The 24,392-nt window shown below is 63.3% G+C and carries 15 protein-coding genes and 1 tRNA gene; 8 read left to right on the forward strand and 8 right to left on the reverse strand.

All coding sequences use genetic code 11. The features are described from left to right. Window positions 1-73: 73 nt before the first annotated feature. On the reverse strand, window positions 74-1,504 hold the full coding sequence (locus B0919_RS17805) for an FAD-binding oxidoreductase (protein ID WP_176133112.1): 1,431 nt from the start codon (window positions 1,502-1,504) through the stop codon (window positions 74-76). A gap of 18 nt (window positions 1,505-1,522) precedes the next feature. On the opposite strand from B0919_RS17805, the gene B0919_RS17810 reads away from it, so the two are divergent. The 4 genes from B0919_RS17810 to B0919_RS17825 all read left to right on the forward strand — a co-directional run bounded on the left by B0919_RS17810 (window position 1,523) and on the right by B0919_RS17825 (window position 9,675). Next, complete coding sequence (locus B0919_RS17810) at window positions 1,523-2,206, forward strand: C40 family peptidase (RefSeq protein WP_254846605.1); 684 nt, start codon at window positions 1,523-1,525, stop codon at window positions 2,204-2,206. A 283-nt stretch (window positions 2,207-2,489) separates the two neighbouring features. Next, the gene (locus B0919_RS17815; protein ID WP_078013645.1) at window positions 2,490-5,684 is read left to right on the forward strand and encodes a TonB-dependent receptor; all 3,195 of its coding nucleotides are present in this window, start codon (window positions 2,490-2,492) and stop codon (window positions 5,682-5,684) included. Between the two features lie 198 nt (window positions 5,685-5,882). Beyond that, window positions 5,883-9,443 (forward strand): TonB-dependent receptor, encoded by a 3,561-nt coding sequence (locus tag B0919_RS17820; protein WP_078013646.1) that lies wholly within the window; start codon window positions 5,883-5,885, stop codon window positions 9,441-9,443. A 158-nt stretch (window positions 9,444-9,601) separates the two neighbouring features. Continuing rightward, window positions 9,602-9,675, forward strand: a tRNA-Ala gene (locus B0919_RS17825). 148 nt (window positions 9,676-9,823) lie between these two features. Here the strand turns inward: B0919_RS17825 and cysK are convergent. Continuing rightward, window positions 9,824-10,747: a cysteine synthase A gene (cysK, locus tag B0919_RS17830; protein ID WP_078013647.1), complete on the reverse strand. Its 924-nt coding sequence runs from the start codon at window positions 10,745-10,747 to the stop codon at window positions 9,824-9,826. A gap of 85 nt (window positions 10,748-10,832) precedes the next feature. After that, window positions 10,833-11,663, reverse strand: a complete 831-nt coding sequence (gene epsC / locus B0919_RS17835; RefSeq protein ID WP_078013648.1) for a serine O-acetyltransferase EpsC — start codon at window positions 11,661-11,663, stop codon at window positions 10,833-10,835. Between the two features lie 159 nt (window positions 11,664-11,822). Here epsC and B0919_RS17840 point away from each other — a divergent pair, with 159 nt between their 5' ends. Together B0919_RS17840 and B0919_RS17845 are read left to right on the forward strand one after the other, a co-directional pair. Beyond that, a complete protein-coding gene (locus B0919_RS17840; protein WP_078013649.1) occupies window positions 11,823-12,161 on the forward strand; it encodes a cupin domain-containing protein in 339 nt (112 codons plus the stop codon). A 259-nt stretch (window positions 12,162-12,420) separates the two neighbouring features. Then, on the forward strand, window positions 12,421-15,336 hold the full coding sequence (locus B0919_RS17845) for a T9SS type A sorting domain-containing protein (protein ID WP_078013650.1): 2,916 nt from the start codon (window positions 12,421-12,423) through the stop codon (window positions 15,334-15,336). 67 nt (window positions 15,337-15,403) lie between these two features. Here B0919_RS17845 and B0919_RS17850 read toward each other — a convergent pair whose 3' ends face one another. The 4 genes from B0919_RS17850 to B0919_RS17865 all read right to left on the reverse strand — a co-directional run bounded on the left by B0919_RS17850 (window position 15,404) and on the right by B0919_RS17865 (window position 20,855). Continuing rightward, the gene (locus B0919_RS17850; RefSeq protein WP_078013651.1) at window positions 15,404-17,392 is read right to left on the reverse strand and encodes a peptidylprolyl isomerase; all 1,989 of its coding nucleotides are present in this window, start codon (window positions 17,390-17,392) and stop codon (window positions 15,404-15,406) included. A gap of 37 nt (window positions 17,393-17,429) precedes the next feature. Then, window positions 17,430-17,879, reverse strand: coding sequence for a hypothetical protein (locus tag B0919_RS17855; protein ID WP_078013652.1), 450 nt, complete (start codon window positions 17,877-17,879; stop codon window positions 17,430-17,432). A gap of 152 nt (window positions 17,880-18,031) precedes the next feature. Then, complete coding sequence (locus B0919_RS17860; protein ID WP_078013653.1) at window positions 18,032-19,099, reverse strand: MJ1255/VC2487 family glycosyltransferase; 1,068 nt, start codon at window positions 19,097-19,099, stop codon at window positions 18,032-18,034. A gap of 58 nt (window positions 19,100-19,157) precedes the next feature. Further along, window positions 19,158-20,855: an LIC_10190 family membrane protein gene (locus B0919_RS17865; RefSeq protein ID WP_139362224.1), complete on the reverse strand. Its 1,698-nt coding sequence runs from the start codon at window positions 20,853-20,855 to the stop codon at window positions 19,158-19,160. 115 nt (window positions 20,856-20,970) lie between these two features. On the opposite strand from B0919_RS17865, the gene B0919_RS17870 reads away from it, so the two are divergent. Next, window positions 20,971-21,897 carry a hypothetical protein gene (locus tag B0919_RS17870; RefSeq protein WP_139362225.1) on the forward strand — a complete coding sequence of 309 codons (927 nt, stop codon included), beginning with the start codon at window positions 20,971-20,973 and terminating at the stop codon, window positions 21,895-21,897. 106 nt (window positions 21,898-22,003) lie between these two features. Here B0919_RS17870 and B0919_RS17875 read toward each other — a convergent pair whose 3' ends face one another. After that, entirely contained in the window at window positions 22,004-22,603 is a 600-nt protein-coding gene (locus tag B0919_RS17875; RefSeq protein WP_078013656.1) for a DUF4136 domain-containing protein, read from the reverse strand. Window positions 22,604-22,763: 160 nt separating this feature from the next. Here B0919_RS17875 and B0919_RS17880 point away from each other — a divergent pair, with 160 nt between their 5' ends. Next, the gene (locus B0919_RS17880) at window positions 22,764-24,239 is read left to right on the forward strand and encodes an FAD binding domain-containing protein (protein WP_078013657.1); all 1,476 of its coding nucleotides are present in this window, start codon (window positions 22,764-22,766) and stop codon (window positions 24,237-24,239) included. The last annotated feature ends 153 nt before the right edge of the window (window positions 24,240-24,392 follow it).

The following is a 24,392-nucleotide window of genomic DNA, read 5'->3' on the forward strand; positions in this document are numbered from 1 at the left end:
GAAGCTTTCCAGCTTCGGCTCTATAATCGCCCACGAAATCCGTGCGATACGACCAATCCATCTAAACCCGTGCTTAGAAGATCTTGCCGGGGTTGAGAATTCCGTGCGGGTCGAATACCTGCTTGATGCCGCGCATCAGGTTCAGATTAGCCTCTTTCAAGGCAATACCGATGTAGCCTTTCTGCACCAGACCGATGCCATGCTCCCCCGAAATCGTGCCGCCGAGCTTCACGCACAGCTCGAAGATTTCGGTGATGGGTTGGCGCAGTCCCACGTTCCACATCTCGTCGTCCAGGTCGCCGCGGATGATATTCACGTGCAGGTTGCCGTCGCCGGCGTGGCCGTAGCAGACACTTTTAAAGCCGTAGCGGGCGCCGATTTCCTTTACCCCCTTGAGCAGCGTGGGCAGCTCGGCGCGGGGCACTACAGTGTCCTCTTCCTTATATACAGAGTTGTAGCGCACCGAATTGCCAATGTTGCGGCGAATTTTCCACAGTTCGTCCTTCTGCGTGGCATTGTCGGCCAGCAGAATTTCGCCTACGTCGTAGCTTTCCAGCACGGCATATACCTGCTCCGCTTCTTTATAGAGCTGGTCCAGATCCTGTCCGTCCAATTCGATGAGCAAGTGCGCCTTGATATCCTCGGGCAGCGTGAGCGGAATCTTGAGGTAATCGGACGACCAGGCAATGGCCTCGCGCTCCATGAATTCCATGCCCGACGGAATGATGCCCGCGCGAAACACGGCCGACACCGCCTCGGCGGCCTGCTCTTCCTGGCGGAAAGGCACCAGCATCAGCACGTTTTGCGGCGGGTACGGCAGTAGGCGAAACACCACTTTAGTGATGATGCCCAGCGTGCCCTCCGAGCCAATCATGAGCTGGGTCAGGTTGTAGCCGGTCGAATTTTTCAGGGTGTTGGCGGCCGTCCAGATGATGTCGCCGTTGGGCAGCACCACTTCTAGGTTCAGCACGTAGTCCTTGGTGGTACCGTACTTCACCGCCTTCGGCCCGCCGCTGCTGTGGGCCAGGTTGCCGCCCAAAGAGCAGGAACCCTTGCTGGCCGGGTCGGGCGGATAAAACAGCCCGACCTCCTTCACCGCGTTCTGAAAGGTCTCATTGATGACGCCGGGCTCCACCGTAGCCTGCAGGTTCCGCTCGTCGATGTGCAGAATCTTGTTGAGCCGTTCGGTACTCAGCACCACCCCATGGTGCACGGGTAGCGCCCCACCCGAAAGCCCCGTGCCCGCCCCCCGCGGCGTGACGGGCAAGCGGTGTTCGTAGCAGAGCCGCATAATACGGCTAACCTCGTCGGCGTTGGCGGGGCGTAGCACCACGTCGGGCCGGTAAGCGAGGTCTTCGGTATGGTCTTGGCCATAGCGGACGTACTCGTCCTCTTCCAGGCGGCCGGGCGTGAGTACGTGCTCCTCTCCTACGATGGCCTCGAAGGCCGCCAGGAGTTCGGTCGTGAGCTGCCCAAACCGGATTTCTTCAAGCAAATGACTCATTCGCGTATCTTTGTGCCGATGCGGAAAACGTTCCCACCAAAGGTACAGCATTCAGCCCGGCCCGATGCCCGGTTGTTTCTGTGGCTGCTTACCGGCCTGTTGTGCCTTGCCGGCTGCGGCGGCACCAAGAAGCTGAATTACCGCAACGGCCGCTACTATTCCGCCTCGGAAATAGCGCGCATGAAAGCCGCCGAGCGACGCGGCGTGGGCTCCTCCAAGACCAAGGTTAAAACCAAGACGGCACGCATGAGCCCGGGTGGCCGCAAGATTGTGGCCAAGGCGCCTAAGCGCCCGAGCAGCGCAGCCTCGGTCAGCCGCCAGCTGGCTACCGTTATCCAGACGGCCCGCTCCTACCAAGGCACGCCCTACAAATTTGGCGGCACTACCCGGTTGGGGCTCGACTGTTCGGGCTTGCTGAATGTGTCGTTTGCCGCAGCCGGTATAGAAATTCCGCGCTCTTCCAACGAACAAGCCGTGTGGGGCGAACCGGTACGTACCCAGGACCTGCAAGCCGGCGATTTGGTATTTTTCGGTGCTTCTGCTGGTAGTAATACCATTACGCACGTGGGCCTTGTGACGGAAGTTAGCGACGAAGGCGTTCAGTTCATCCACGCTTCCACCTCATTAGGGGTCGTCGAGAATGCGCTGGAGAGTGATTATTACCTACGCCGCTTTATTAAAGCAGTACGGCCTAAGTTGTGAATTTCCGTCGTAGATTTGCCAAGCCATTGGTCTGGCTGTTACCAAAATCGCCTTTCTGCGACATGTAACAGTTCAGTAATACAAATTGCCTCTTCGTGCAGTAGCTTTGCGCCGTTTTTTGCCTCGCGTCTCCCTGCTTTCCCCTCTTGTTCTGACGTCTTTCTCCTGCATTTGGCCCACCGGTCGACGGACGCCCCTTTAGCGGCATCTATTAACCGGGAGCACACCTGACAGGCTGAGCCCAATTAAGCACATTGTTTCCGTTTCACCAACGCACTCACTCATGAGACACAAGTTTATTCACCATCTCCTGGCGCCGACGCTGGTAGCAGTTGCGGCTACTCAGAGTTGGGGTCAAGGTGCTACCACCTCTGCCATGGGTGGTACTATTACCGACAAAGCTGGGGAAGGGTTGCCCGGTGCGACGGTTATTGCCATTCACACGCCCACGAACACGCAGTACGTAGCTCCCACCAACTCGGAAGGCCGCTACAACATTCAGAACATGCGCGTGGGCGGTCCTTACACTATCCGCGTGACGTTCGTAGGCTACCAGGAAACCACCCGCGAGGGCGTGTACCTGACGCTGGGCCAGACGCTGCGCATGGATGTGAACCTGAGCGAAGCAACCACTCAGCTGCAAGGCGTAGAAATTTCCGGTCGTCGCGACCCGGTTATCAACGCCGGCCGCACGGGTGCTGAAACTACCGTAACGCGCGAGCAGATTCAGCGCCTGCCCACCCTGAACCGTTCGTTGAACGACTTCACCCGCCTCAACCCTCAGGCTAACGGTGGCGGCAGCAGTTCCATCGGTGGCTCGAACAACCGCTATAACAACATCACCATCGACGGTGCGGTAAACAACGACGTATTCGGTCTGGCCGGTAGCGGCACGCCCGGTGGCCAGTCGGGTACTACCCCCATCGCGCTGGACGCAATTCAGGAAATCCAGGTAGTCGTGGCTCCCTACGACGTGACGCTGGGCAACTTCACCGGCGGCGGCGTAAACGCCGTCACCCGTTCGGGCACCAACGACTTTTCGGCTTCGGTCTACGGCTTCGGCCGTAACCAGAACTCGGTAGGCAAGAGCGTAACCGAGCCCCGCACCAAAGCAGAAGAGTTCTACAACTACCAGACCGGTGCCCGCGTAGGCGGTGCCATCGTGAAGGATAAGGTGTTTTTCTTCCTGAACGGTGAAATTGCCCGTCAGAGCACCCCACTCTCCTTCGAGCCCGGCACTTCGACCTCGCGCATCCGCACCAGCACGCTGGACTCCATCACCAACTACGTACGCAACCAGTATGGTTACGAAGTAGGCGAGTACGGCGCCATCAACGTTCGTCGCGAAAGCAATAAGATTTTTGGTCGTCTGGACTTCAACCTGTCCCAGAACCACCAACTGACGGTTCGCCACAACTACGTGGAAGCCTTCGACGACAACAACTCGCGTACGTCGACGTCTTTGCGCTTCGGCACCAACGCCTACAAGTTCAACAACGTGACCAACAGCTCCGTTGTGGAATTGAACAGCCGCTTGGGCCGCTACTCGAACAAGCTGCTGCTGAGCTACAACCGCATCCGCGATACCCGCGGCGTGCAGGGCGACATCTTCCCGGCCTTCGAAATCACGGCTGGCGCCAACCGTTACACCTTCGGTACGGAGCGTAGCTCGGCAGCCAACGAGCTGGATCAGGACATCGTGGAAGTAACCGACAATGTGACGGCCGCCTTCGGCAAGCACACGCTGACGGCCGGTACCCACAACGAGTTCTTCAAGTTCCGGAATCTGTTCTTAAACAACGGCAACGGGTTCTACCAGTTTAACTCGCTGGCCAACTTCTACGCCGGCCGCGCCAACCGCATTCAGGCGGCTTACGCTACCGCCGATAACGGCGAAGCCAAATTCTCGGCTGCGCAGCTGGGCTTCTATGTGCAAGACCAGTACTCGCCCATCGAGAACCTGCGTCTGACTGGCGGTCTGCGCGTAGACATCCCGGTGTTCAATGACAAGCCGGCCTTCAACCAAAAAGTAGTCGACCAAGCGGCTTACGCCCGCTACGGCGGCATCAACACCCAGAACCTACCTGGCGGCCAGTTGCTGTTTGCTCCGCGCCTGGGCTTCAACTGGGACGTGAACAACGACGCCAAAGTGCAGGTGCGCGGCGGTACGGGTATCTTCACCGGCCGTGTGCCGTTCGTGTGGATTTCGAACAGCTACACCAACAGTGGCATCATCCAAGGCTCCGTCGACGTAACTAACCCGGCTTCGGTACGCAACGGCAACAACCAGCCGGTTGTGCTCACGGACATCTCGCAGTTCCCGAGCTACTACGCCGCCGGTGCTGCCCGCACCACGCAGGTGAACGTGCTGAGCGACGACTTCAAGCTGCCGCAGGTATGGCGCACCAACTTGGCCGTTGACTTCCGTCTGCCTGGCGACATCGTGGCTACGGTGGAAGGTATCTACACCAAGACCCTGAACGATATCTACTACAAGGATATCAACCTGGCTGACCCGATTGGCCGCCTAGCTGGTCCGGACCAGCGTCCGGTGTACTCGAGCAGCACGGGCGGTACGGCTACCCTGCCGCCTCGTCGCCTCGACCAGAACTTCACCAACGTGTATTTGCTGGACAACACCAACAAAGGCTACCGCTATAACGCAACGGCTCAGCTGCAGAAGCAGTTCACTAACGGCCTGAGCACGACCGTTGCCTACACCTACGGCGTATCGAAGGAAATCAACAGCGGCTCGAGCAGCACGGCTTCGTCAAACTGGGGCTTCAACCAGATTCAGTTTGACCCGAACAACCCGGAACTGGGCTACTCGCGCAACGACCAGCGTCACCGCATTCTGGCCACGGGTGGCTACACCTTGCGCTACGGCGGCGACAAGTTTGCCACGGGCATCTCGGCCGTGTACGAAGGTCTGTCGGGTGCGCCCATCACGTACCTGTACAACCGCGACCTGAACAACGACGGCAGCACGGGTAACGACCTGATCTACATCCCGACGGACGTACGTGACCCCAACCAGATCAAACTGGCTGCCTCGGAAGGACGCGACCTAGCAACGGTGCAGAACCAGCTGGAAGCCTTCATCAACAACGACCCCTACCTGCGTAGCCATAAGGGCCAGTACGCCGAGCGTTTCGGTGCCCGTATGCCCTGGACGCATCAGGTGGACGTTCGTCTGACCCAAGACTTCAACTTCATGGCCGGCGGCAAAAAGAACACCATCCAACTGACGTTTGATATCATCAACTTCGGCAACCTGCTGAACAAGGACTGGGGCCACCAGTACTCGCTGCTGAACAACGCCACCGAACTGCTGTCGGTAGTAGGTACCTCGGCGCCGAACGTACAGCCGACCTTCACTTTCCCCAGCGGCTTTGCGACCAACAACCGCTCGTACGACATTGCTCCTTTCAACTCGCGTTGGCAGGGTCAGCTCGGCGTGCGCTACATCTTCAACTAAGCAACCGACTTGGTTTTCCTCGAAAGGGGCGGAGATATTCTCCGCCCCTTTTCTTTTGCCCTTACTTCCTGTAAATCATTTGCTTCGGCCATTTGCCAGCCATTAAAAATTAATTAAAATCAGTACGGAATTAACATTTTGGTAATCAAAGCCGGATAGGCCAGCCCTAGTTTTGCCCCACTTTTCACTCACACACCTATGAAACAACATTACCTGTACTACCACTTGCAGCGGGTGTTTGCCGCGTTGCTGCTGGTGCTGACTGCGGTAACCACCGGCTGGAGCCAGGGCGCTACCACGGCGGCCATGAGCGGCACCATCACGGACAAGGGCGGCATGGGCTTACCCGGTGCCACGGTCATTGCCGTGCACACGCCCACGAACACGCAATACGTGGCCCCAACCAACTCAGACGGACGCTACAACATTCAGAATATGCGCGTGGGCGGGCCCTACACCGTGCGTATCACCTTCGTGGGGTATCAGGAAACCACCCGTGAGGGCGTTTTCCTGACCTTGGGCCAAAACCAGCGCCTGGATGTAAACCTGAGCGAAACCACTACCCAGCTGGCCGGCGTGGAAATTTCGGGACGGCAGGACCCGGTTATCAACTCGGGCCGCACCGGCGCCGCTACCACGGTGCAGCGTGAGCAGATTGAGCGCCTGCCCACTCTGAACCGCTCGCTAAACGACTTCACCCGCCTTACGCCGCAGGCCAACGGCCAGAGCTTCGGTGGCCGCAACAGCGGCTTCAACAACATCACCGTCGACGGGGCCATCTTCAACAACTCCTTCGGTCTTTCTTCCACCGTGGGCGGCCAGGCCAGTGCTCAGCCGATTTCGCTCGACGCCGTTGACCAGATTCAGGTCAGCATCGCGCCTTACGATGTGCGCCAGGGCTCTTTCACCGGAGCCGGCATCAACTTGGTGACCCGCTCGGGCACCAACAAGGTGCAGGGCTCCCTGTACGGCTTTTACCGCAACGAAAACTTGGTGGGCAGCAAGGTGGGCGACGTCAAGCAGCCTTACCCCAACTTCGACCTGAAGAACATGGGCTTCCGCCTCGGCGGCCCCATCGTGAAGGATGAGCTGTTCTTTTTCGTGAACGGGGAACGGGAGCGCCGCAACGACGCGCCGACCGGCAACTACACCGCCAACCGAAGCAGCAGCGCGCCGCCCGCCAACTCCACCGTTTCGCGCGCCGCCGCCACGGATCTGGACAACCTGCGCACTTTCCTCGTGGGCAAATATGGCTACGACCCGGGTGCTTACGAAAACTACCAGCTGCGCCAGAACAGCGACAAAATCACGGCTCGTCTGGACTGGAACATCTCGCAGAACCACCGCCTGAACCTGAAGTACAACTTCCTGCGCTCCTACGCCGACATCAACCCCAGCTCCTCGGGTGCCATCGGCGGGCAGTCGGGCACGCGGGCACAGTCGCAGTTCGGCCTGCCGTTCTTCTCCTCGTACTACACCATCAACAACAACCTGGACTCGTGGATCGGGGAGCTGAACAGCACCTTCGGCTCGCGCTTCGCCAACAACCTGACGGCCGGCTACTCGCGCTTCCGCGACTTCCGCGAAAGCCCTGGCGGCGGGCTGTTTCCGCTGGTCGACATCGGCAACGCCACTTCGGGCCTGAGCCCGGCCAACTCGCGCATCTCGGCCAGCAACGCCCTGACGACCTTCGGCTACGAGCCTTTCACGGCCTTCAACATCCTGAACTCCGACGTGTACCAGTTCGGGGACAATTTCACGGCTTTCCTTGGCAAGCACAATGTGACGGTGGGCACCTATAACGAGCTGTACCGCTTCCGCAATGGCTTTGCCCCGAACTACTACGGCTCCTACCAGTTCAACTCGCTGGAGGACTTCTACGCCGCGGCCCGCACGCCGGAGGCCCCGAACGGCTACACCCTCGACGCTAACCGCAACCCGGTGCCGCGCGCCACGGGCACAGCGGGTCCGGCCGCGGCCTTCGCTCAGCGCTACCAGCTGCAGTACTCGGCTCTGCCGGGCGGTGCCTTCCCCTTTGCCGTGACCAAAGCGGCTCAGCTGGGCCTGTTTGCCCAGGATGAGTGGACGCCCAAGAGCAACCTGCGCATCACGGCCGGCCTGCGCGCCGACCTGCCCATCATCTTCTCCGACATCGAGCGCAACGTGTACGTGGCCGGCGGCCAGGTGAACGGCCAGACCGTGCCCGGTCTGACCTTCCGCGACGGCGTGCGCATCGAAACCGACCAGCAGCCCAAGAGCCGGGTGCTCTTCTCGCCGCGCGTGGGCTTCAACTGGGACGTGTTCGACAACAAACGCACCCAACTGCGCGGCGGTACGGGTATTTTCACCAGCCGCGTGCCGTTCGTGTGGATTTCCAATCAGGCCAGCAACAATGGCGTGCAGTTTGGCTCGGTGGACCTGAACAACAGCAACACCACCACGGCCTCCACCAACGGCTACTACTTCACCCCCGACGTGGACGCCTACCGCAACCAACTGCAGGCCCGCGGCGCCAACACCCAGTACAATCTGGCCGTGACGGACCGCAACTTCAAGTTTCCGCAGGTGTGGCGCTCCAGCCTGGGCATCGACCAAGAGGTGTTTGCCGGCATCATCTTCACGTTCGACGCCTTGTTTACCAAGGACCTGAACGCGGTGTACCACCAGAACGTGAACCTGCCCGCGCCCGCCGGCAACGCCGTAGGCGCCGACAACCGCCCGATCTACTACACGTTCGGCGGCTTTCAGCCCGCCCCGAATGGCGACCTGCGGGTGACGACGGCCAACAACCGCATTTTCAACGGCCAGGGCGGCGTGTCGGCCACCAACCCGGTGATTACCGATGCCATCCTGATGCGCAATACCAACAAGGGCTACTCCTACTCCCTGACGGGCCAGCTGCAGAAGACCTTCGGCAACGGCCTGTTCCTGAGCGCGGCCTACACCTTCACCGATTCGCGCTCCGTCAACGACGGCGGCTCCATTGCCCAGTCGATCTGGCGTGACCGGGTAGTGTCGGGCGACCCGAACGCCGACGTGCTGAGCTACTCGCAGTACCTGCAGCAGCACCGCGTGGTAGCTTCGGCCTCGTACCGCCGTGAGTACCTAGGCCACCTGGGCACCACGTTGTCGTTGTTTTACGAAGGTGCGCCGGCCATCAACTTGGGCACCAGCCGCTTCTCCTACATCTACGCCAACGACATGAACGGCGACGGGCAGACCAACGACCTGATGTACATCCCGCGCAGCCAGAGCGAAATCGTGCTACGTGACATCGCGCTGACCACGGCCCAGGGTGGCGGCACGTACACGGCCGCCCAGCAGTGGGCCGACCTGGACGCTTACATCAGCCAGGACAAGTACCTGAATAAGCACCGCGGCGGGTACGCCGAGCGTAACGGCGCCGTGCGCCCCTGGCAGCACCGCATCGACGCCCGCATCCTGCAGGACCTGTTCACCAACATCGGCGAGAGCCGCAATACCCTGCAGCTGAGCCTAGACGTGTTCAACCTCGGCAACCTGCTCAACAGCAAGTGGGGCGTAATTCAGACGCCCAACCGCAGCAACCTGCTGACCTTCGACGGCTACAACGCCCAGAATCAGCCGGTGTTTGAGTACCGCTACTTCACCAACCCTGTTCGCAACGGCGACGGCTCCGTGACGCCTGGCGTACCGCTGAGCAGGACCTTCCGCAACGACACGGGCAACATCAACTCCCGCTGGCAAATGCAGGTGGGCCTGCGCTACATCTTCAACTAAGCCAAGCGCTTACCAACTAAAAAGTGGGCTGGCACTGCTGTCAGCCCACTTTTTTTGAAAATTTTCCTCAATTTTTTTTGAGCAAATACTTGCAGAAACAAAAACGCGCTGTACTTTTGCCTCACCAAACGCGAACGGCGGATGGTTAAATGAAAAACGGGGGATTAGCTCAGCTGGCTAGAGCGCTTGCATGGCATGCAAGAGGTCATCGGTTCGACTCCGATATTCTCCACTCCTGTTTTTTATAATTGCCCCAGGAAGCCCGGCCCTCTAGCCGGGTTTTCTGTTTTCCCTTGGTTGCGGTTCTGCCCTGCCGTAACAACACAAAGCCCCGGCGTCGTGTGACGCCGGGGCTTTGTGTTGTAGCAGCCGAGCGTGGGCTACACAAACAGCCCGTCGACGGAGAGGTACCGCTCGCCGGTGTCGTAGCAGAAGGTGAGCACGCGGCCGCCCTGGGGCACTTCGGCCAGCTTCTTAGCCACGGCGGCCAGCGAAGCGCCGGACGACACTCCCAGGAAGATGCCCTCTTCCCGGGCGGCGCGGCGGGCATACTCAAACGCCTCGGCCTGGCTGACCTGGATGACGCCGTCGAGGACATCCTGGTGCAGGTTGGCGGGGATGAAGCCGGCACCGATGCCCTGAATGGGGTGCGGACCGGGAGCCCCGCCGCTGATAACCGGAGAAAGTTCGGGCTCCACGGCGAAGACCTTCATGTTCGGGAACTGGGGCTTGAGCACCTCGGCCACGCCGGTGATGTGCCCGCCAGTACCCACGCCGGTAATGTAGTAATCGAAGCCCTCGGGGGCATCCTGCAGCAGCTCCCGGGCCGTGATTTCGGCGTGCACGCGGATGTTGGCCGGGTTGTCGAACTGCATGGGTATCCAGGCGCCGGGGGTGCTGGCTACGATTTCGTGCGCTTTTTCGATGGCGCCCTTCATGCCTTTCTCCCGCGGCGTCAGCTCCAGGTTGGCCCCGTAAGCGGCCATCAGCCGGCGCCGCTCGATGGACATGGACTCGGGCATGACCAGCGTGAGCTTGTAGCCCTTGACGGCGGCCACCATGGCCAGGCCCACGCCGGTGTTGCCGGAAGTGGGCTCCACGATGAGGCTATCGGCCGTGAGCAGGCCGTCGCGCTCGGCCTGCTCGATCATCGACAGGGCAATGCGGTCCTTGATGCTGCCGCCGGGGTTGGCGCGCTCCAGCTTGATCCACACCTCCACGTCGGGGCGGATGGACTGAAACAGGCGGTTCAGGCGGAGCAGCGGCGTGTTGCCGATGGTGTCAAGAATGGAATTGGCTTTCATGGGTTGTGAGTATTGCTAAATGGAGGAATGGTCAAATGATTGATTGTTCACGCCGGAACGACCAGCCATTCGATCATTTAACCATTCAAATGGAAAACGTTAGGTCTGCGGTGGGGTCTTCTACGCGCGTGACGTAGAGCTGCGCCCGGTGGTAGACGCGCGAGTGCGACGGCACGCTCTCGGTAAGCCAGACGTTGCCGCCGATGATGCTATGCCGGCCCACCACCGTGCTGCCGCCCAATATAGTGGCACCGGCGTAGATGACCACGTGGTCTTCGATGGTGGGGTGGCGCTTCTGGTGAGCCAGCTCCTTGGCCACGCTCAAGGCCCCTAGGGTAACGCCTTGAAACAGGCGCACATGGTCGCCGAGCACGGCCGTTTCGCCGATGACGATGCCCGTGCCGTGGTCGATGCTGCAGGAGCGGCCAATGCGGGCGCCGGGGTGAATGTCGATGCCGGTGAGCTGGTGAGCGTATTCGCTGAGCAGGCGCGGCAGCAGCGGCACCTGGCGCTGGTACAGGGCATGCGCCAGGCGGTGTAGCGCCAGGGCGTAGAAGCCCGGGTACGTGCAAATGACCTCGGCCAGGTCCTGCGCGGCCGGGTCGGCGGCCATGATGGCCTGGGCATCCAGCAGCAGCAGCTCGTGCAAAGTGGGCAGGCGGGCAAACAGGTCGGCGGCCAGCTCAGCCGGCGTGACGGGCAGGCCCGTCACGCTGGTGAGCACCGCTTCGAGCTGCTGCTGCAAGGCCTGCAGTTGCGCGGCTATGGCCGGCGCGGCCGTGAGGCGCTGGTGCGTGCGCTCGGGGAAGAGCAGCGCCAGCAGCTCGTCGGCGAGGCGGCAGAGCTGCGGCCCGGGCAGTGGCGGGGGCGCGGCGTGGTGCGTTTCGGCCAGGCTGCGGATGAAAAGGTCGGTCATGAGAAAGGAGTAGGCAGGCGCCGTTTGCGCGGGCAGGCCAACGGGAGTCAACCGCGAAACGAACCAAAAGTTAGCAGCCAGCGGGATACAACCGCTACCCCGCCGGCTGCGTTAGCCTGCCAAGAGCTTTTCCGTCTTACACACCAAACACCTTTCACCATGCCGGATACTTCGGTCACCAAAATTGATTCGCGCTTTTCGCCGCACGGCCCGGACGGGCAGAAATACTTGGCTTCGGGCACGCAGGTAGCCATGCGCCTGTGGGAAAACGAGGAGCCCGGCGACGCCAAGGAGCCCGTCAGCCGCGAATACGAAACGGTGGGCTTCGTCATCAGTGGCCGCGCCGAGCTGCAGCTCGAAGGCCAGACCGTGCTGCTGGAGCCCGGCAACTCCTGGGTAGTGCCCAAGGGGGCGCAGCACAGCTACCGCATCCTGGAGTCGTTTACGGCCGTGGAGGCCACCACGCCCCCGGCCCACGCCCACCACCGCGACGCCTAAGCCGCGTCCGTACTAGTTACCAAAGAAGCTGCCCGGCATTGGACTCGGGCAGCTTTTTCTTTGCCTCTATCGATATTCACAAGTATATTGATATCAACTTATTACGTATAATTTTTTCAGCGTTTTTATCCGCTAAAAACGCGCTACGGACTCCGGCGGGGCTTTGCCAGGGCACAAGAAGCGGCTGAGGCCGGGACGGGCATCAACCCGCGACGGGCCGGCTACGTTGGAGGGGCGCAGCTCTACTTGTTCTTTGGCTATGAAAACACTCCTACCTGCTTTGGCCTGCCTGTTGCTGAGCACGGGCTCGGTGTGGGCACAATCCTCGGTTTACGTCAACGACGCCAGCACCAGCGGCGACGTGTACACTTCCACTATCGGCAGCGACGCTACCGGCAACGGCTCGGCCGCGGCACCTTTTGCCACGGTGCGCCGCGCCTTGGAGGTGGCTACGCCCGGCGCCACGGTATACGTGGACGCGGGCAGCTACCAGGAAAGCGTGAACCTGAACAAACCGGTGAACCTGCTGGGCGCCGGCGACTCGCTGAGCCGCCCGGGCAGCGCCACCATCTTCCGCGACGGCCCCCGCACCGCCGACAACGTGTACGACGGCGTGCCCGCCCTGCGCCTGTCGGCTACCGGCACGGCGGCCCAGCCGCTGCGCATCGGGCGCATGAGCCTGCGCCGCTACGACGTGGGCATTCTGGGCAGCTTCGCTACGTCCACGCTCACCGGCGTGGTGTTCGAAGACCTGGATATCTTCAAGTGCTACCGGCAGGGCATCGAGCTCGACGGCAACGTGAGCGACCTAACGTTTCGGCGGGTGAGCATCCGCATGACGCGCATTCAGGGCCAGCCCAGCATCAGCAACAATAACTACGGCCGTGGGCTGTTCTTCAACGGCACCGACGCGGGCGCCGACAAGCGCAACCTGCTCATCGAGGATTGCGCCTTCGAGCAGAACCGGCGCGCGGGCATCGACGTGAATGAGCGGGCCACCTCCAACCTGGTGGTGCGCCGCTCCCGCTTCTACGGCAACCTGGGCCCGGCGCTGGCCGTGCTCAAGGCCGCCGGGCAGCGCGACGCGGGCGGCAACTACGTATCCATCGCCGCCCTGATCGAAGACAACGTCATTCAGGACAACGCCGACAACGGGCTGGAGCTGAAGTCGTGCACCGGCACGGGGCTGGGCAGCGGCCCGGGCTCCTTCGTGGTGCGCAACAACCGCATCACGCGCAACCTGAGCATTTCCACTAACCTCGTGGCCGACAACGCGGCTATTGCCGTTATTGACCGCGACCGGGTGGTGGACGGGCGCCCGAGCTTCAACGACGACCTGAGCACCGGCGGCGCCTGGGTAGAAGGCAATGTCATCCGGGGCTACCGCTCCACGGCTTTTGCCCTGCTCTTTCGCAACGGCTTCGGCATCGTGCTGGAGGGCAGCAACCACCAGGTGCGCCACAACCAGATTACGCGCTGCCAGTACGGGGTGCAGGTGCAGGACCGCCCGGCTGCCTCGGCCGAGCAGTTTACGCCCTACTTCGACATTCCGCGCAACCGGCAGCTGACCTCGGCCGGGGTGATGGTACAGGAAAACCTGATTGATACCTGCGACGTGGCCGGCCTGCGCGGCATCAACCTGAGCAACATCGTCAACGCGGGCCTGAACTGGCTGGGCAGCAACGCCTCGGCCGACATCCGCGGCGCCGACGGCACGGGCGGCCGCGTGCGCACTCTCAGCGGCAGCTTCGCGGAGGTGTCGTCCTGGGCCCCGGCCGGCCGCCTGCAGTTCAGCCCTTACTTGAACAACGCCACCGACGTGGACGGCGCCACTGCCGGCTTTCAGCCCGACCTGAGCTACCTGAATGTGGCGGCCAACGTGCCCGACGCGGCGCCGGCCGGCAACCTGCAGGAAGCCATGACGGCCTTGCTCGACGGCGGCACCATTTCGGCAGAGGGCGGCACGTATAACGAAGCCGTAACGGTCACCAAAAACACGACGCTGACCCAGTCCAGCGCCTCGCTTATCGTGCGCGACCTGACCCTGGACGGCGGCGGCAAAACGCTGACGCTGGCTGCCCCGCTCACCGTCAGCGGCAGCCTCACGTTTGCCCGCGGCTTCATCAGCAGCTCGGCGGCCAACCGCCTCACGCTGGCCGATGGCGCCAGCAGCAGCACGGGCAACGCGGGCAGCTACGTCAGCGGGCCGATGAGCAAAATCGGGTCGTCGGCCTTTGTGTTTCCGCTCGGCCGCAACGGCGTATGGGCCCGCCTGGGCATTTCGGCCGCCAGCGCCAGCAGCACGTTCACGGCCGAGTACATCGATCAGGCTTACCCCAGCGCTACCACGGCGCCCACGCTGAACAGCATCAGCCAGGTGGAATACTGGAACCTGACCCGCGACGCCGGCAGCGGCGACGTAAGCGTGCAGCTGTTCTGGCAGGATGGCGCCCGCAGCGGCATCACCTCGCTCACCGACCTGCGCGTGGCCCGCTTCGACGGCACGCAGTGGCAAAGCGAGGGCAACGGCGGCACCACCGGCTCGCTGGCCAGCGGCTCGGTGGCCTCGGCCAATGCCGTGGGCGGTTTCGGGGCCTTCAGCTTCGGCGCCACCAATACCCCGCTGCCCGTGCAGCTGGTGGCCTTCCGGGGCGAAGCCGTAGGCGAGGGCAAAGCCCGCCTGTACTGGACCACCGCCCAGGAGAAAGACAACCGCGGCTTTGCCGTGGAGCGGGCCCTGAACGGCCGCGCCTGGGAGCAGGTGGGCTTCGTGGCGGGCCACGGCACCAGCACCAACGAGCATCAGTACAGCTTCCTCGACGTATCGGGGCTGACGGATGTGGTGTACTACCGCCTGCACCAGTTCGATACCGACGGTAGTTCGTCTTACTCTTCAGTAGTAGCCGTACGGCTGCCGGCCAGCAAGGGCCAGATATCCTTGTACCCCAACCCCACTGCCAACGAGCTGACCGTGCGCCTGCCCTCCCCCACCGCCGGCCCCCTGACGGTGCAGGTGTATGACGGCGTGGGGCGTGCCGTTTGGAGCACCAAGGTCGTAGCCAACAACCAACGCCTGCAACTGGAACTGGCCGGCCACGTGAAGCCGGGCTTGTACGTGGTGCGGGTGAGCGGCCCTGGCCTAAGCTCCTGGGCGCAGCAGTTGCAAGTACAGTAAACCCACGCCTTCCTTGTTCTTAACGGCATCGGCCCGCCAGACTGCGCAGTCTGGCGGGCCGATGTGCTTAGTGGCTTGACTGTCCGGCGGGGGTCAGCGCCACGCTGGTTATCCGGTCACCGATGTCGAGGCGGTGCACCACGTCCATGCCTCGCTCCACGACGGCAAAGATGGTGTAGCGGCCGTCGAGGTGGGGCGTGGGGCTGTGGGTGATAAACCACTGGCAGCTTTCGGTGTCCTTGCCGGCCGAGGCTAGCCCCACGGCGCCTTCGCCGTAGCCGCGGTCAAAGAATTCGGAACGTAGGGTGTAGTCGGTGCCGCCCCACCCGTCGCCGCGGGGACAGCCACCCTGGGCCACGAAGTTGGGCACCACGCGGTGGAAGTTTTTGCCGTTGTAGAAGCCGTCTTTGGTCAGCTGCACGAAGCTGGCCACCGAGCCGGGCGCTTCTTCCACCAGCAGGCGCAGCTCAACAACGCCCTTGGAGGTGGTGACGGTAGCACGCTGCCCGGCCGGAATCGTCTGCACCAAGGCCCAGTCGATGGGGTGCTGCGCGGCGGCGCTAGGAGCCGGGGTGGGCGTGGTTTTGTTTTCGAGGTAATCCAAGGCCTGCTGCAGAGCAATCCAGGCTTCCACGTCGCGCGGGAGGCTGATGCGCTGCTGGGCCGAGCGCAGCAGCGCGAGGTTGCGGAAGTCGCGGCGCATCTGCAGCTTCGGCTCCTTCAGGGCCCCGGCTGCGGTGCCGATCAGCGCCACGTCGTTGCTGCCGATGGCTTTTTCCAGCGTCTGCACAAACAGCGGCTGCTGAGCCTCCGGAAAATCCACGCGGCTGCGCAGGGCCACCAAGGCCTCGATGCCGTAGGTGCTGACCACCGGCGGCTGGTTGGGCGCAAACGTGGCCTGCTCCACGAAGGCAAACGCTGCCGGGTCTTCGCCCAGCGCTTTGAGCAGAAAGGCCTTTTCGTAGGCATCGGTGGCCGCTACGTAGCGCCGCTGAATGGCCTCCCGAATGGCTGGCTTCTCGGTGGGAGCGGCGTGGTGCAGCGCCGCGGCCAGTACCACCGCGCGCGGCCGCCACGCCGTCATACGGCTGGCTTTATCGAGGAACAGCTGGCCGGTTTCGCCGGTGGCGTGGGTCAGAAAAAACTCGGCGGCCGTCAGCGCTACCTGCCCTTGCGGGTCCTCCAGCGCAGCCCAGGCCGCTTCTTTCACCGGCAGGTACATGCTGGCATTCATGGCGCGCAGCGCCGCCACGCGCACCCGGTAATCCGGGTCGCGGCGCAGTATGCCCGCCAGCGTGGGAGCCAGCGTCGGGGCTTTTACCTTGCCCAAGGCGGCCGTGGCGGCGGCCCGCACCGCGTAGCTGGGGTCGTTGGTGGCCGCGGCGGCTACGGGGGCTTCGTAGTCGGTCAGGTCCAGGCGCGGGGTACGGGCCAGAGTTTGCGCAGCGGCCAGGCGGGCGCCGTACGGCTGGGTGCGGCTCAACAAACCTACCGTTCGGCGCACGGCGGCTTCGGAAGTCAGGCCCCGCAGACCGGCCCGGTACAGTCCCCAGGCCTGCCCGACGGCCAGCAACGTATCGGTGGGGGTAGCCGAGGAAGGCACGCGCAGCAGCAAGGGCAAGGTGCCTTTGGCCACGCACTTGCCAAGGGCTTCCAACTCGTAGCGACGAGCCCGGGCATCCGTTTCCGTCCCGATCTGACTGGCTAGCGGAGCAGCGGCGAGGCTGTCGGCCGTCTGGCCCAGGGCAAAAGCCGTGGCTACGCGCACGTCCACATTTGCGTCGGAAAGTGTGCTGAGCAGGTCCGGCAGTACGGCGCGGTCCTGCACGGAAGCAAAGGCCATGGCAGCGGCTTGCCGGTAACGGGCCTTGGGGTGGTGCAGAAAGGGCCGCAGTGCCTGGCTTTGGCGCTGGTCCTGGGCCGTGGCAATGCGGCGCAGCGTGGTATCGGCCGCAAACTGGTTGAGCGGGGCGGCGGCCTGCGGCGTGCGGCTGGTAGAGCAGGCCGCGAGCAGCAGGCCGAGGGCAGCGAGGGGGAAGGCGGAGCGAGGCGTCATCAAGCCGGAAATTAGGCAAACGGCGCCGGATGAGGCGCTACACCAAATATAGCCGCTCGTAGCCCCGGCACATTTCCAGCACCAGTGTTGCGGCAGGCGTCGTTGGGTGCTGCTTATCCAGATCTTGATCCAGCGTCGCCTCCATTGGTTTCCCCTGCAAGGTCAGAAACCGGTAGCCCTCGGCCTCGAGGTGCAGAAAGACAGCCGTTGCCCGTAGCTGCTCACCCAAGTCCTTGAACCACTTCGCGACGCTGGCTGACTGCTGGAACAAGCGGCTCATCCTGCTCGTAACCGCCGTGAAGCTCACGTACAGCTGACCCGAAACACTATCCAACTGGGTTTCCAGATCGATGCTGTCTACCCGCCCGGTCGTATCAGTGGGGAAATAATGCTGGTATTGGCTTTCGTGGCTTAACAGAGGCCAGTGGATGGTTTCGGCGTTGCGTTTTGCGTCTTCTAACAAGTAAGCTAGTAGGGCGTCGTCCAACGGAAAATCCAGCGTAATGTACGCTTCGATGGGCCCTGACTGCCATGTGAGTGTACCGACCGCTGCGGCTGATCCTGTCCAGCAACTGCGCCTTAGCGCTTGGTTCGATGACGAGCACGTAAGTGTAATTGAGTCCCATCCGTCGGCTCACTCTACTGGTCCGACATAGCCCGCACCAGCTCCGCGTCCAGCGCCTGGAACAGCTCCTCATTCCCTTCCTGCTGGTACTTGCTCAGGGCCTGCTCAAACGGCGCCAAGTCGTACAGAAACGCTTTCAGGTTATCGGGCGTGAGGGCGCTGAAGTTGCGGCCGTAGCCCAGCTTCTCCACTTCGGCCGCGTTCAGCCACTGCTCGAACTGCGCTGGAATGGGAATGGCGCACACGGGCTTGCGCAGGTATATGGCTTCGGAAATCAGCGAAAAGCCGCCGTTGGTGACTACGGCGCGCGCCGAGGCCAGATCGGCAATGAAGCCGGCTTCGGAGAAGGGCCGCAGCAAAACGTTGCCGTGCTCTTCGTCGCGGTTGAAGCCGTAGACGCGAAACTCCTGTTGCGGCAGCTGCTGGAGCAGGGCTACCAGGTCGCGCTGGTTGGTGCTCGACTGGTACACCAGCACGTGCTGGCCGCGCGTGGGCGTCTGGGCAATGATTTCGGGCCGAACGATGGGCGGCACCAGCGTGGTATCAGGCTTGGCTAGGGGCGGTCGGAAAAACGTGGTGATGAGGTAGTGCTGCGAGCGGGGCAGCTTGGCGCGCACAATGCTGCGCGCCAACTCGAAGTTGCCGCGCTCCTCGCGCGGGATAGCCACATCGAGCTGAGTGCGACTGATAATCTGCATGTTGTCGATGCTGACGACGGGCAGGCGCTGGGCTTTGGCGAAGAAGTAGCTGAACGACTCGAAGTCGGAAATGACCAGATCGAAGCGGCAGCAGGTGGCCAGCAGGTCGCGGTAGCGGCGAAAATTCAGCTGCAGGTTGTCCGGCGCGGCGCGCAGCGTAAGGGCGGCCGTGCGGCTTTTCGACACGGTCAGCTCCTTGTAGGCCAGGTGGAAGCCCTTGATTTCGCGCACCCGGCCGGGAAAGTTGTCGGCCAGCAGCTTGTAGGCCCGGCTGCTGCTCACCACCTGCACATCGTGGCCCTGGGCCAGCAGGTAACCGATAATGACTTTGCTGCGGGTGGCGTGGCCGAGCCCTTCGCCGGGGACGCCGTAAAGGATATTCATCTGCTTCGGGAATTCGGGTATCAGCGGCAAATAACGAGGAATTGACAGCAGGCCGCGCTTACTCCGTGCGGCGAAAACCCTCGGCCAGGGTGCAGCCGCGCAGACGCAGGCCGGCTTCGGCGCAGTGGGCGCAGGGCAAGGGCGCATCCCAGCACTGAAAACCCTCGCGCGGCACTCGCACCCACAGCCCCGGCGCGACGGGCACCGGTACCGTCGCAGGCACGGGCGGCAACTCGGGCCATACCGTGCGCCGCGCAAAGCGGGCCGGCTGGTGGCGCAGCTGGTAGAGCGGGTCGCGCAGATTGTGTAGTACCCAGAGCACCAACAGCCCTGCTGGCACGTAGCGTAGCCACCGGCTGGCGCCCAGCCCCGGCCACCGCGGCCCGACCCAGGGCCACACCGCCGCTACCACCAAAAAGCCCGCGCCGAAGCGGAAATCGGGCGCGGCCACAAACCAGAACACGCTGCCCAGCCAAGCCACCAGCCAGCCGCCGGCCCAGCCGGCCTCGGACGTAGTGCGTGGCCGGCGCCAGCGCCACAGCGCTACCAGCGGCGAGGCCAGCCCGGCAATAAACACCGCGCCGGGGAAGCCGCGCATGGGCTGCCACCAGTTGGGCCACCATTCCCAGAGCGTCTGGTGCGGCGGCGCGTACGGGCTCTGCGCCGAGTTGCGGGCCAGGTTCACAATCATGTTATGCTCCATGCGGGCGTAGGGGGCGGGCAGCTTCCAGTCGACGGCAAACAGGTCCAGGGCCGGCAGCGGGTACACCAGGTAGCCCGACAGCACCACGTTGCGCGCCAGCCAGGGCAGCCCCAGCGTCAGGCCCAGGCCTAGCGGCAGCAGCCAGGTACGCTGCCAACCTTGCAGCCCGCGCCCGGCCCACACGGCGTAGGCCGGCAGCAGCAGCACCGGCAGGGCCGAGAGCTTAAACGTCACGGCCAGCGCGGCCAGCAGCACCAGCACGAGCCGGTTGGCTTCGGTGGCCTGGCCGGGCGGGTGCTGCGCATAGTAGAGAAACAACAGCGCCAGCAGGGCGGCCGTGGTGCAGTCGGAGGTCACCGACGACAACCACACCTGAAACGTGTACACCAGTAGCAGCAGCACCAGTACCGGCACCCACACCAGGCGGGCATCGGGGGCGGTGCCGCGCAGGCTGGCCACCACGGGCCGCACGGCAGCCAGGCTCAGCAGCGGGTACGCGTAGGAGCTAAGCGCATACACCCCGCCGGCGGGCAAGCTGACCTTGAATAGTGCCAGCGGCAGGTACAGGCTGGAATTGAAAGCGAGGCGTCCGTGCAGATTGCCCAGACCGGGCACTGCCGCAAAGTGCTCCGTCCACTGCAGTGTCTGCAATTGATAGAGGCCCACGTCGTAGTTGATGGGCACCTGCGCGGCAAACGTCAGCAGCCAGGCTACCAGCAAGGCCAGGAGTAAGGCCCCGGCCCACTCCGGGGCGGCCCACCGGGCGGGCAGTTGGGCTTGCCACCAGCTGACGAGGGGCCGCCGGTTTAGCCCCATTAGTACTACCGTAAGCCCACCTGCCACGCCTTGCGCCCAGGCGTCGATGGGGGCTGCCAGTGACCAGACTTCCAACCCCGCCGTGAGCAGGGCCAGCCCCACCAGGCTCAGCCATTCCGGCGCCGGCAGCCGCTCGGCGCCCGCCACGCCCAGCCGGGCCGCCAGCCGAAACGCGGCCGCGCCAAACACGGTGGAAACCACGGCCGCCAGCAGCCACACGAGGAGTACGAGGAGCATAGTGGCGTCAAAGTTGCCCAAAACCCGCCCGCCCGCCAATATTAGTCGCAGACCGGCCCGTTTTTTGGATATTGCCCGGCCGCTTCCCCCTTCTCACTTCGGCAACGCTTTTTCTATGCTTCGTTTTTCCCCCGGTCGGCTCCTCCCCTTTCTGATGCTGGGCGCTGCGGCCTGCACGGCTCCGCGCTCGGTTATTTTATCGGGCAAGGTCACACCCAAGGGCCAGTTCAAAGTCGGTGGCAACCTGGGCTTCAACGTGGGCACTTCCTCGACCGGCAAAATCACCGGCGCCGTGAAGTCGCTGGCCAACCAGGCCATCACCCAGGACAGCGTGGATTATCAGCCGGCCCTCGACAAGGTGCAGGCCGCCGCCATTGCCTACCTGCTCGACCCCACCGCCACTACCACCGACCTGTACGTGCGCTACGGCGTCGTCGACCGGCTCGACGTGGGCTACAAGTACTCCTTCGGGGCCCACAGCTTCGACGCCATGTACCAGTTTATGGGCCCGGTAGGTACGCCCGAGCGGCCCGGCGGCCCGGCCGGCGCCACCTACGGCAGCGCCGGGCTGCAGTTCTCCACGCAGCGCGCCAAGCTGCCGAGCCTGCCCTTCCTCGACACGGCCACGGACCTGCTGGGCTTTACCTCCAGCCGGGTGGATTTGCTCGTACCGGTCATCTTCAGCCGCTCGTTCGGCCCGGAAGAAGAAATCGGCAACATCTCCTACGGCCTGGCCTACAGCCACACCTTCGTCAAATACGGCATCGAGCCGGGCAAAATCTTCAACCGCGTGCCCGGCGGCGGCAACATCCGCGAACGGGTGCCCTCGGTGCTGGCGCACCGCAACTTTGGGGCGCTCGGGGCTTTCGTCAACGCCAAAGTGGGCTACCGCTACGCCTACCTGCTGCCCGCCCTGGCCATCTACTACCAGAATTTCGGTACCTACCCGCTGCTCAACGGGCAGCAAACCAAACTCAAGGGCCTGACCATCATCCCGTCGCTGGGCCTGCAGTTCCGCATTCCGGCCGGTAAAGGCCGCTAGCACCGCTGCCGACACAAAACGAGCCCGTCGTTCCTGCTGGGGGAACGACGGGCTCGGTGGTTATACGCGTATGGCGAGGCTTACCTACTACCTCGCCAAGCCCACTTTAGCGCATGGGCGCATCGTGCTGGTAATCTTCGGACAGCACCCGGTAGCGGTCGAAGATGGAGCGCACGGCCCGGCGCATCACTGCGTAGGCCTGCGGACCGTGCGAGGCCGTTACGTTCGAGGCGTAGCCCTGCCACACGGCGCGGCCGTTTTTGTGGTCGATGAGGGTGATGAGCAGCGTGCCGTCGTTGAGCAGGTAGCGCACCCGGTCGTAGCCCTGCCGCTCGTCCTTGGGCGTCTCGTCGCTTTCCACCACGTCCTGGCGCATCCAGTTCATGAGGTCGGGCTGGTTGTAGCCGGTAAAGCGCATGGCCCCGTCAAACACCCGGTACGAAATCAGCAGGTCGGGCCGCCGGTCGTTCAGGCGGTAGCCCTGGGCCCGCAGGTGCGTCTGGATGGCCTCTTTCACCGTGGCATCGAGGGCCTGGATACTATCGGACTTCAGCTGATCGATGCCCTGCAGGAAGGCAAAGGTGCGGTAGTGCCGAAAGTTACCGGCGTAGCTGTAATCCGATTCGATGCGCCCCTCGCGGGCCGTAAAGCAACTGCTGAGCAGCAAAGCGAGCAACGCGGATGCCGTAGTAGCGGTGGTTTTCATAGGTGCGGGGCCAGAGTGTAGGTTTTGGGTCTAGAAGTTACGCAGATTTCCAATTACGCAAAAAGCGTAGCTTCTGATTCTCAAAGTTTAAACCACGGGGCCGCCGCCACGCGTCCGGATTTGCTATCTTGCTAATCCGGCCTTGCCGGCGCGTCTACTTATGATTCAGTTTTACCTCAACGACCAGCTCGTGCGGCCCACCCTGCGGGCCGGCAGCACCTTGCTCGATTACATCCGCTACCACCAGCACCTGACGGGCACCAAAATCGGCTGCCGCGAGGGCGACTGCGGCGCCTGCACCGTGCTGGTGGGTGAGTTGCGCCCCGAGGGCCCGGACGGGCAGCCCGTGGTGCGTTACCAATCCATGACCTCCTGCCTGACGCCGCTGGGCAACGCCCACGGCCGGCACATCGTCACGGTGGAAGGCATTAGCCGCCCGACCGACCTTACGCCGGTGCAGCAGGCCATCGTGGCCGAGGGCGGCACCCAGTGCGGCTTCTGCACGCCGGGCTTTGTGATGTCGCTGACCGGGCACTGCCTCGCCGGCGCCGCCACCGCCGAAGCCGCCCGCGCCAGCATCGACGGCAACATCTGCCGCTGCACGGGCTACAAGTCGCTGGAGCGGGCTACTGACCGTCTCACGGCCCAGCTGGTGGAACGCGACGCGGCCCCCGAGCGCCTGCAGTGGCTGGTGCACCAGGGCTTCATCCCGGCGTACTTCACCGACATGCCGGCTCGCTTAGCCGAGCTGCGCGCCGAAACCGTAGCCGACGTGGCGGCCCGCACCGGCGGCCAGCTGCCCGGTCCCGAGGGCGCGGCTCCATTGGCCACTTACCTGCTCGGCGGCGGCACCGATCTGCTGGTGCAGCGCGCCGACGACGTGCTGGCGGCCGAAGTGCAACTGCTTTATGGCCACACCGAACGCAGCTTTATCCGCGAGCTGCCCGACGGGCGCATCAGCCTGGGCAGCGCCACCACGGCCGAGGACCTGCGCAGCTCGGCCTTGCTGCAAGCCCGATTTCCGCGGCTGCGCCAGCACCTGAAGCTGGTGTCGAGCACGCCTATCCGCAACATGGCCACCGTAGCTGGCAACTTTGTCAACGCCTCCCCCATTGGCGACCTGACCATTTTCTTCCTTGCCCTCGATGCCGAGCTGACCCTGCAGGACGCCACCGGCCGCACGCGCCAACTGCCCCTGCGTGAGCTGTACCGCGGCTACAAGCAGCTCAACCGCCAGCCCGACGAGCAGGTGGCCGAAATCAGCTTCCGACCGCCGGCTGCGGGTGAGGTCTTCAACTTCGAGAAAGTCAGCAAGCGCACCCACCTCGATATTGCCAGCGTGAACTCGGCGGCGCGGCTGCGCGTGCAGGATGGCCGCATCGAAGAGGCGCACCTCTCGGCGGGCGGTGTGGGCCCTACCCCGCTGTACCTGCGGCAAGCCTCTGCCTTCCTGACCGGCCGCGAGCTGACGCCCGATACGCTACGCGCCCTGAACGAAGTGGCGCAACAGGAAATCAGCCCCATCGGCGACGCCCGCGGCACGGCCGAGTACAAGCGCCTGCTGCTTCGGCAGCTGCTGTACGCGCACTTCCTGGAGCATTTCCCGCAGCAGCTCACGCTGCAGGAGCTGGTGTAGTCTATTCGGCTGCTGGCGCTGGTTTAGCCGCTTACGCTGCCAAACCAGCGCCTACTATACACTATACAGCAGGCTTTTAGCCTGCGTAAGGCGCCCGGATATGTGTTTGGGCCCTGGACGTTACTCGCAGGTTGCCAACCTGCTTTATTTCTG

This window comes from Hymenobacter sp. CRA2 (assembly GCF_002007105.1).
In the GTDB taxonomy this organism is placed as follows: domain Bacteria; phylum Bacteroidota; class Bacteroidia; order Cytophagales; family Hymenobacteraceae; genus Solirubrum.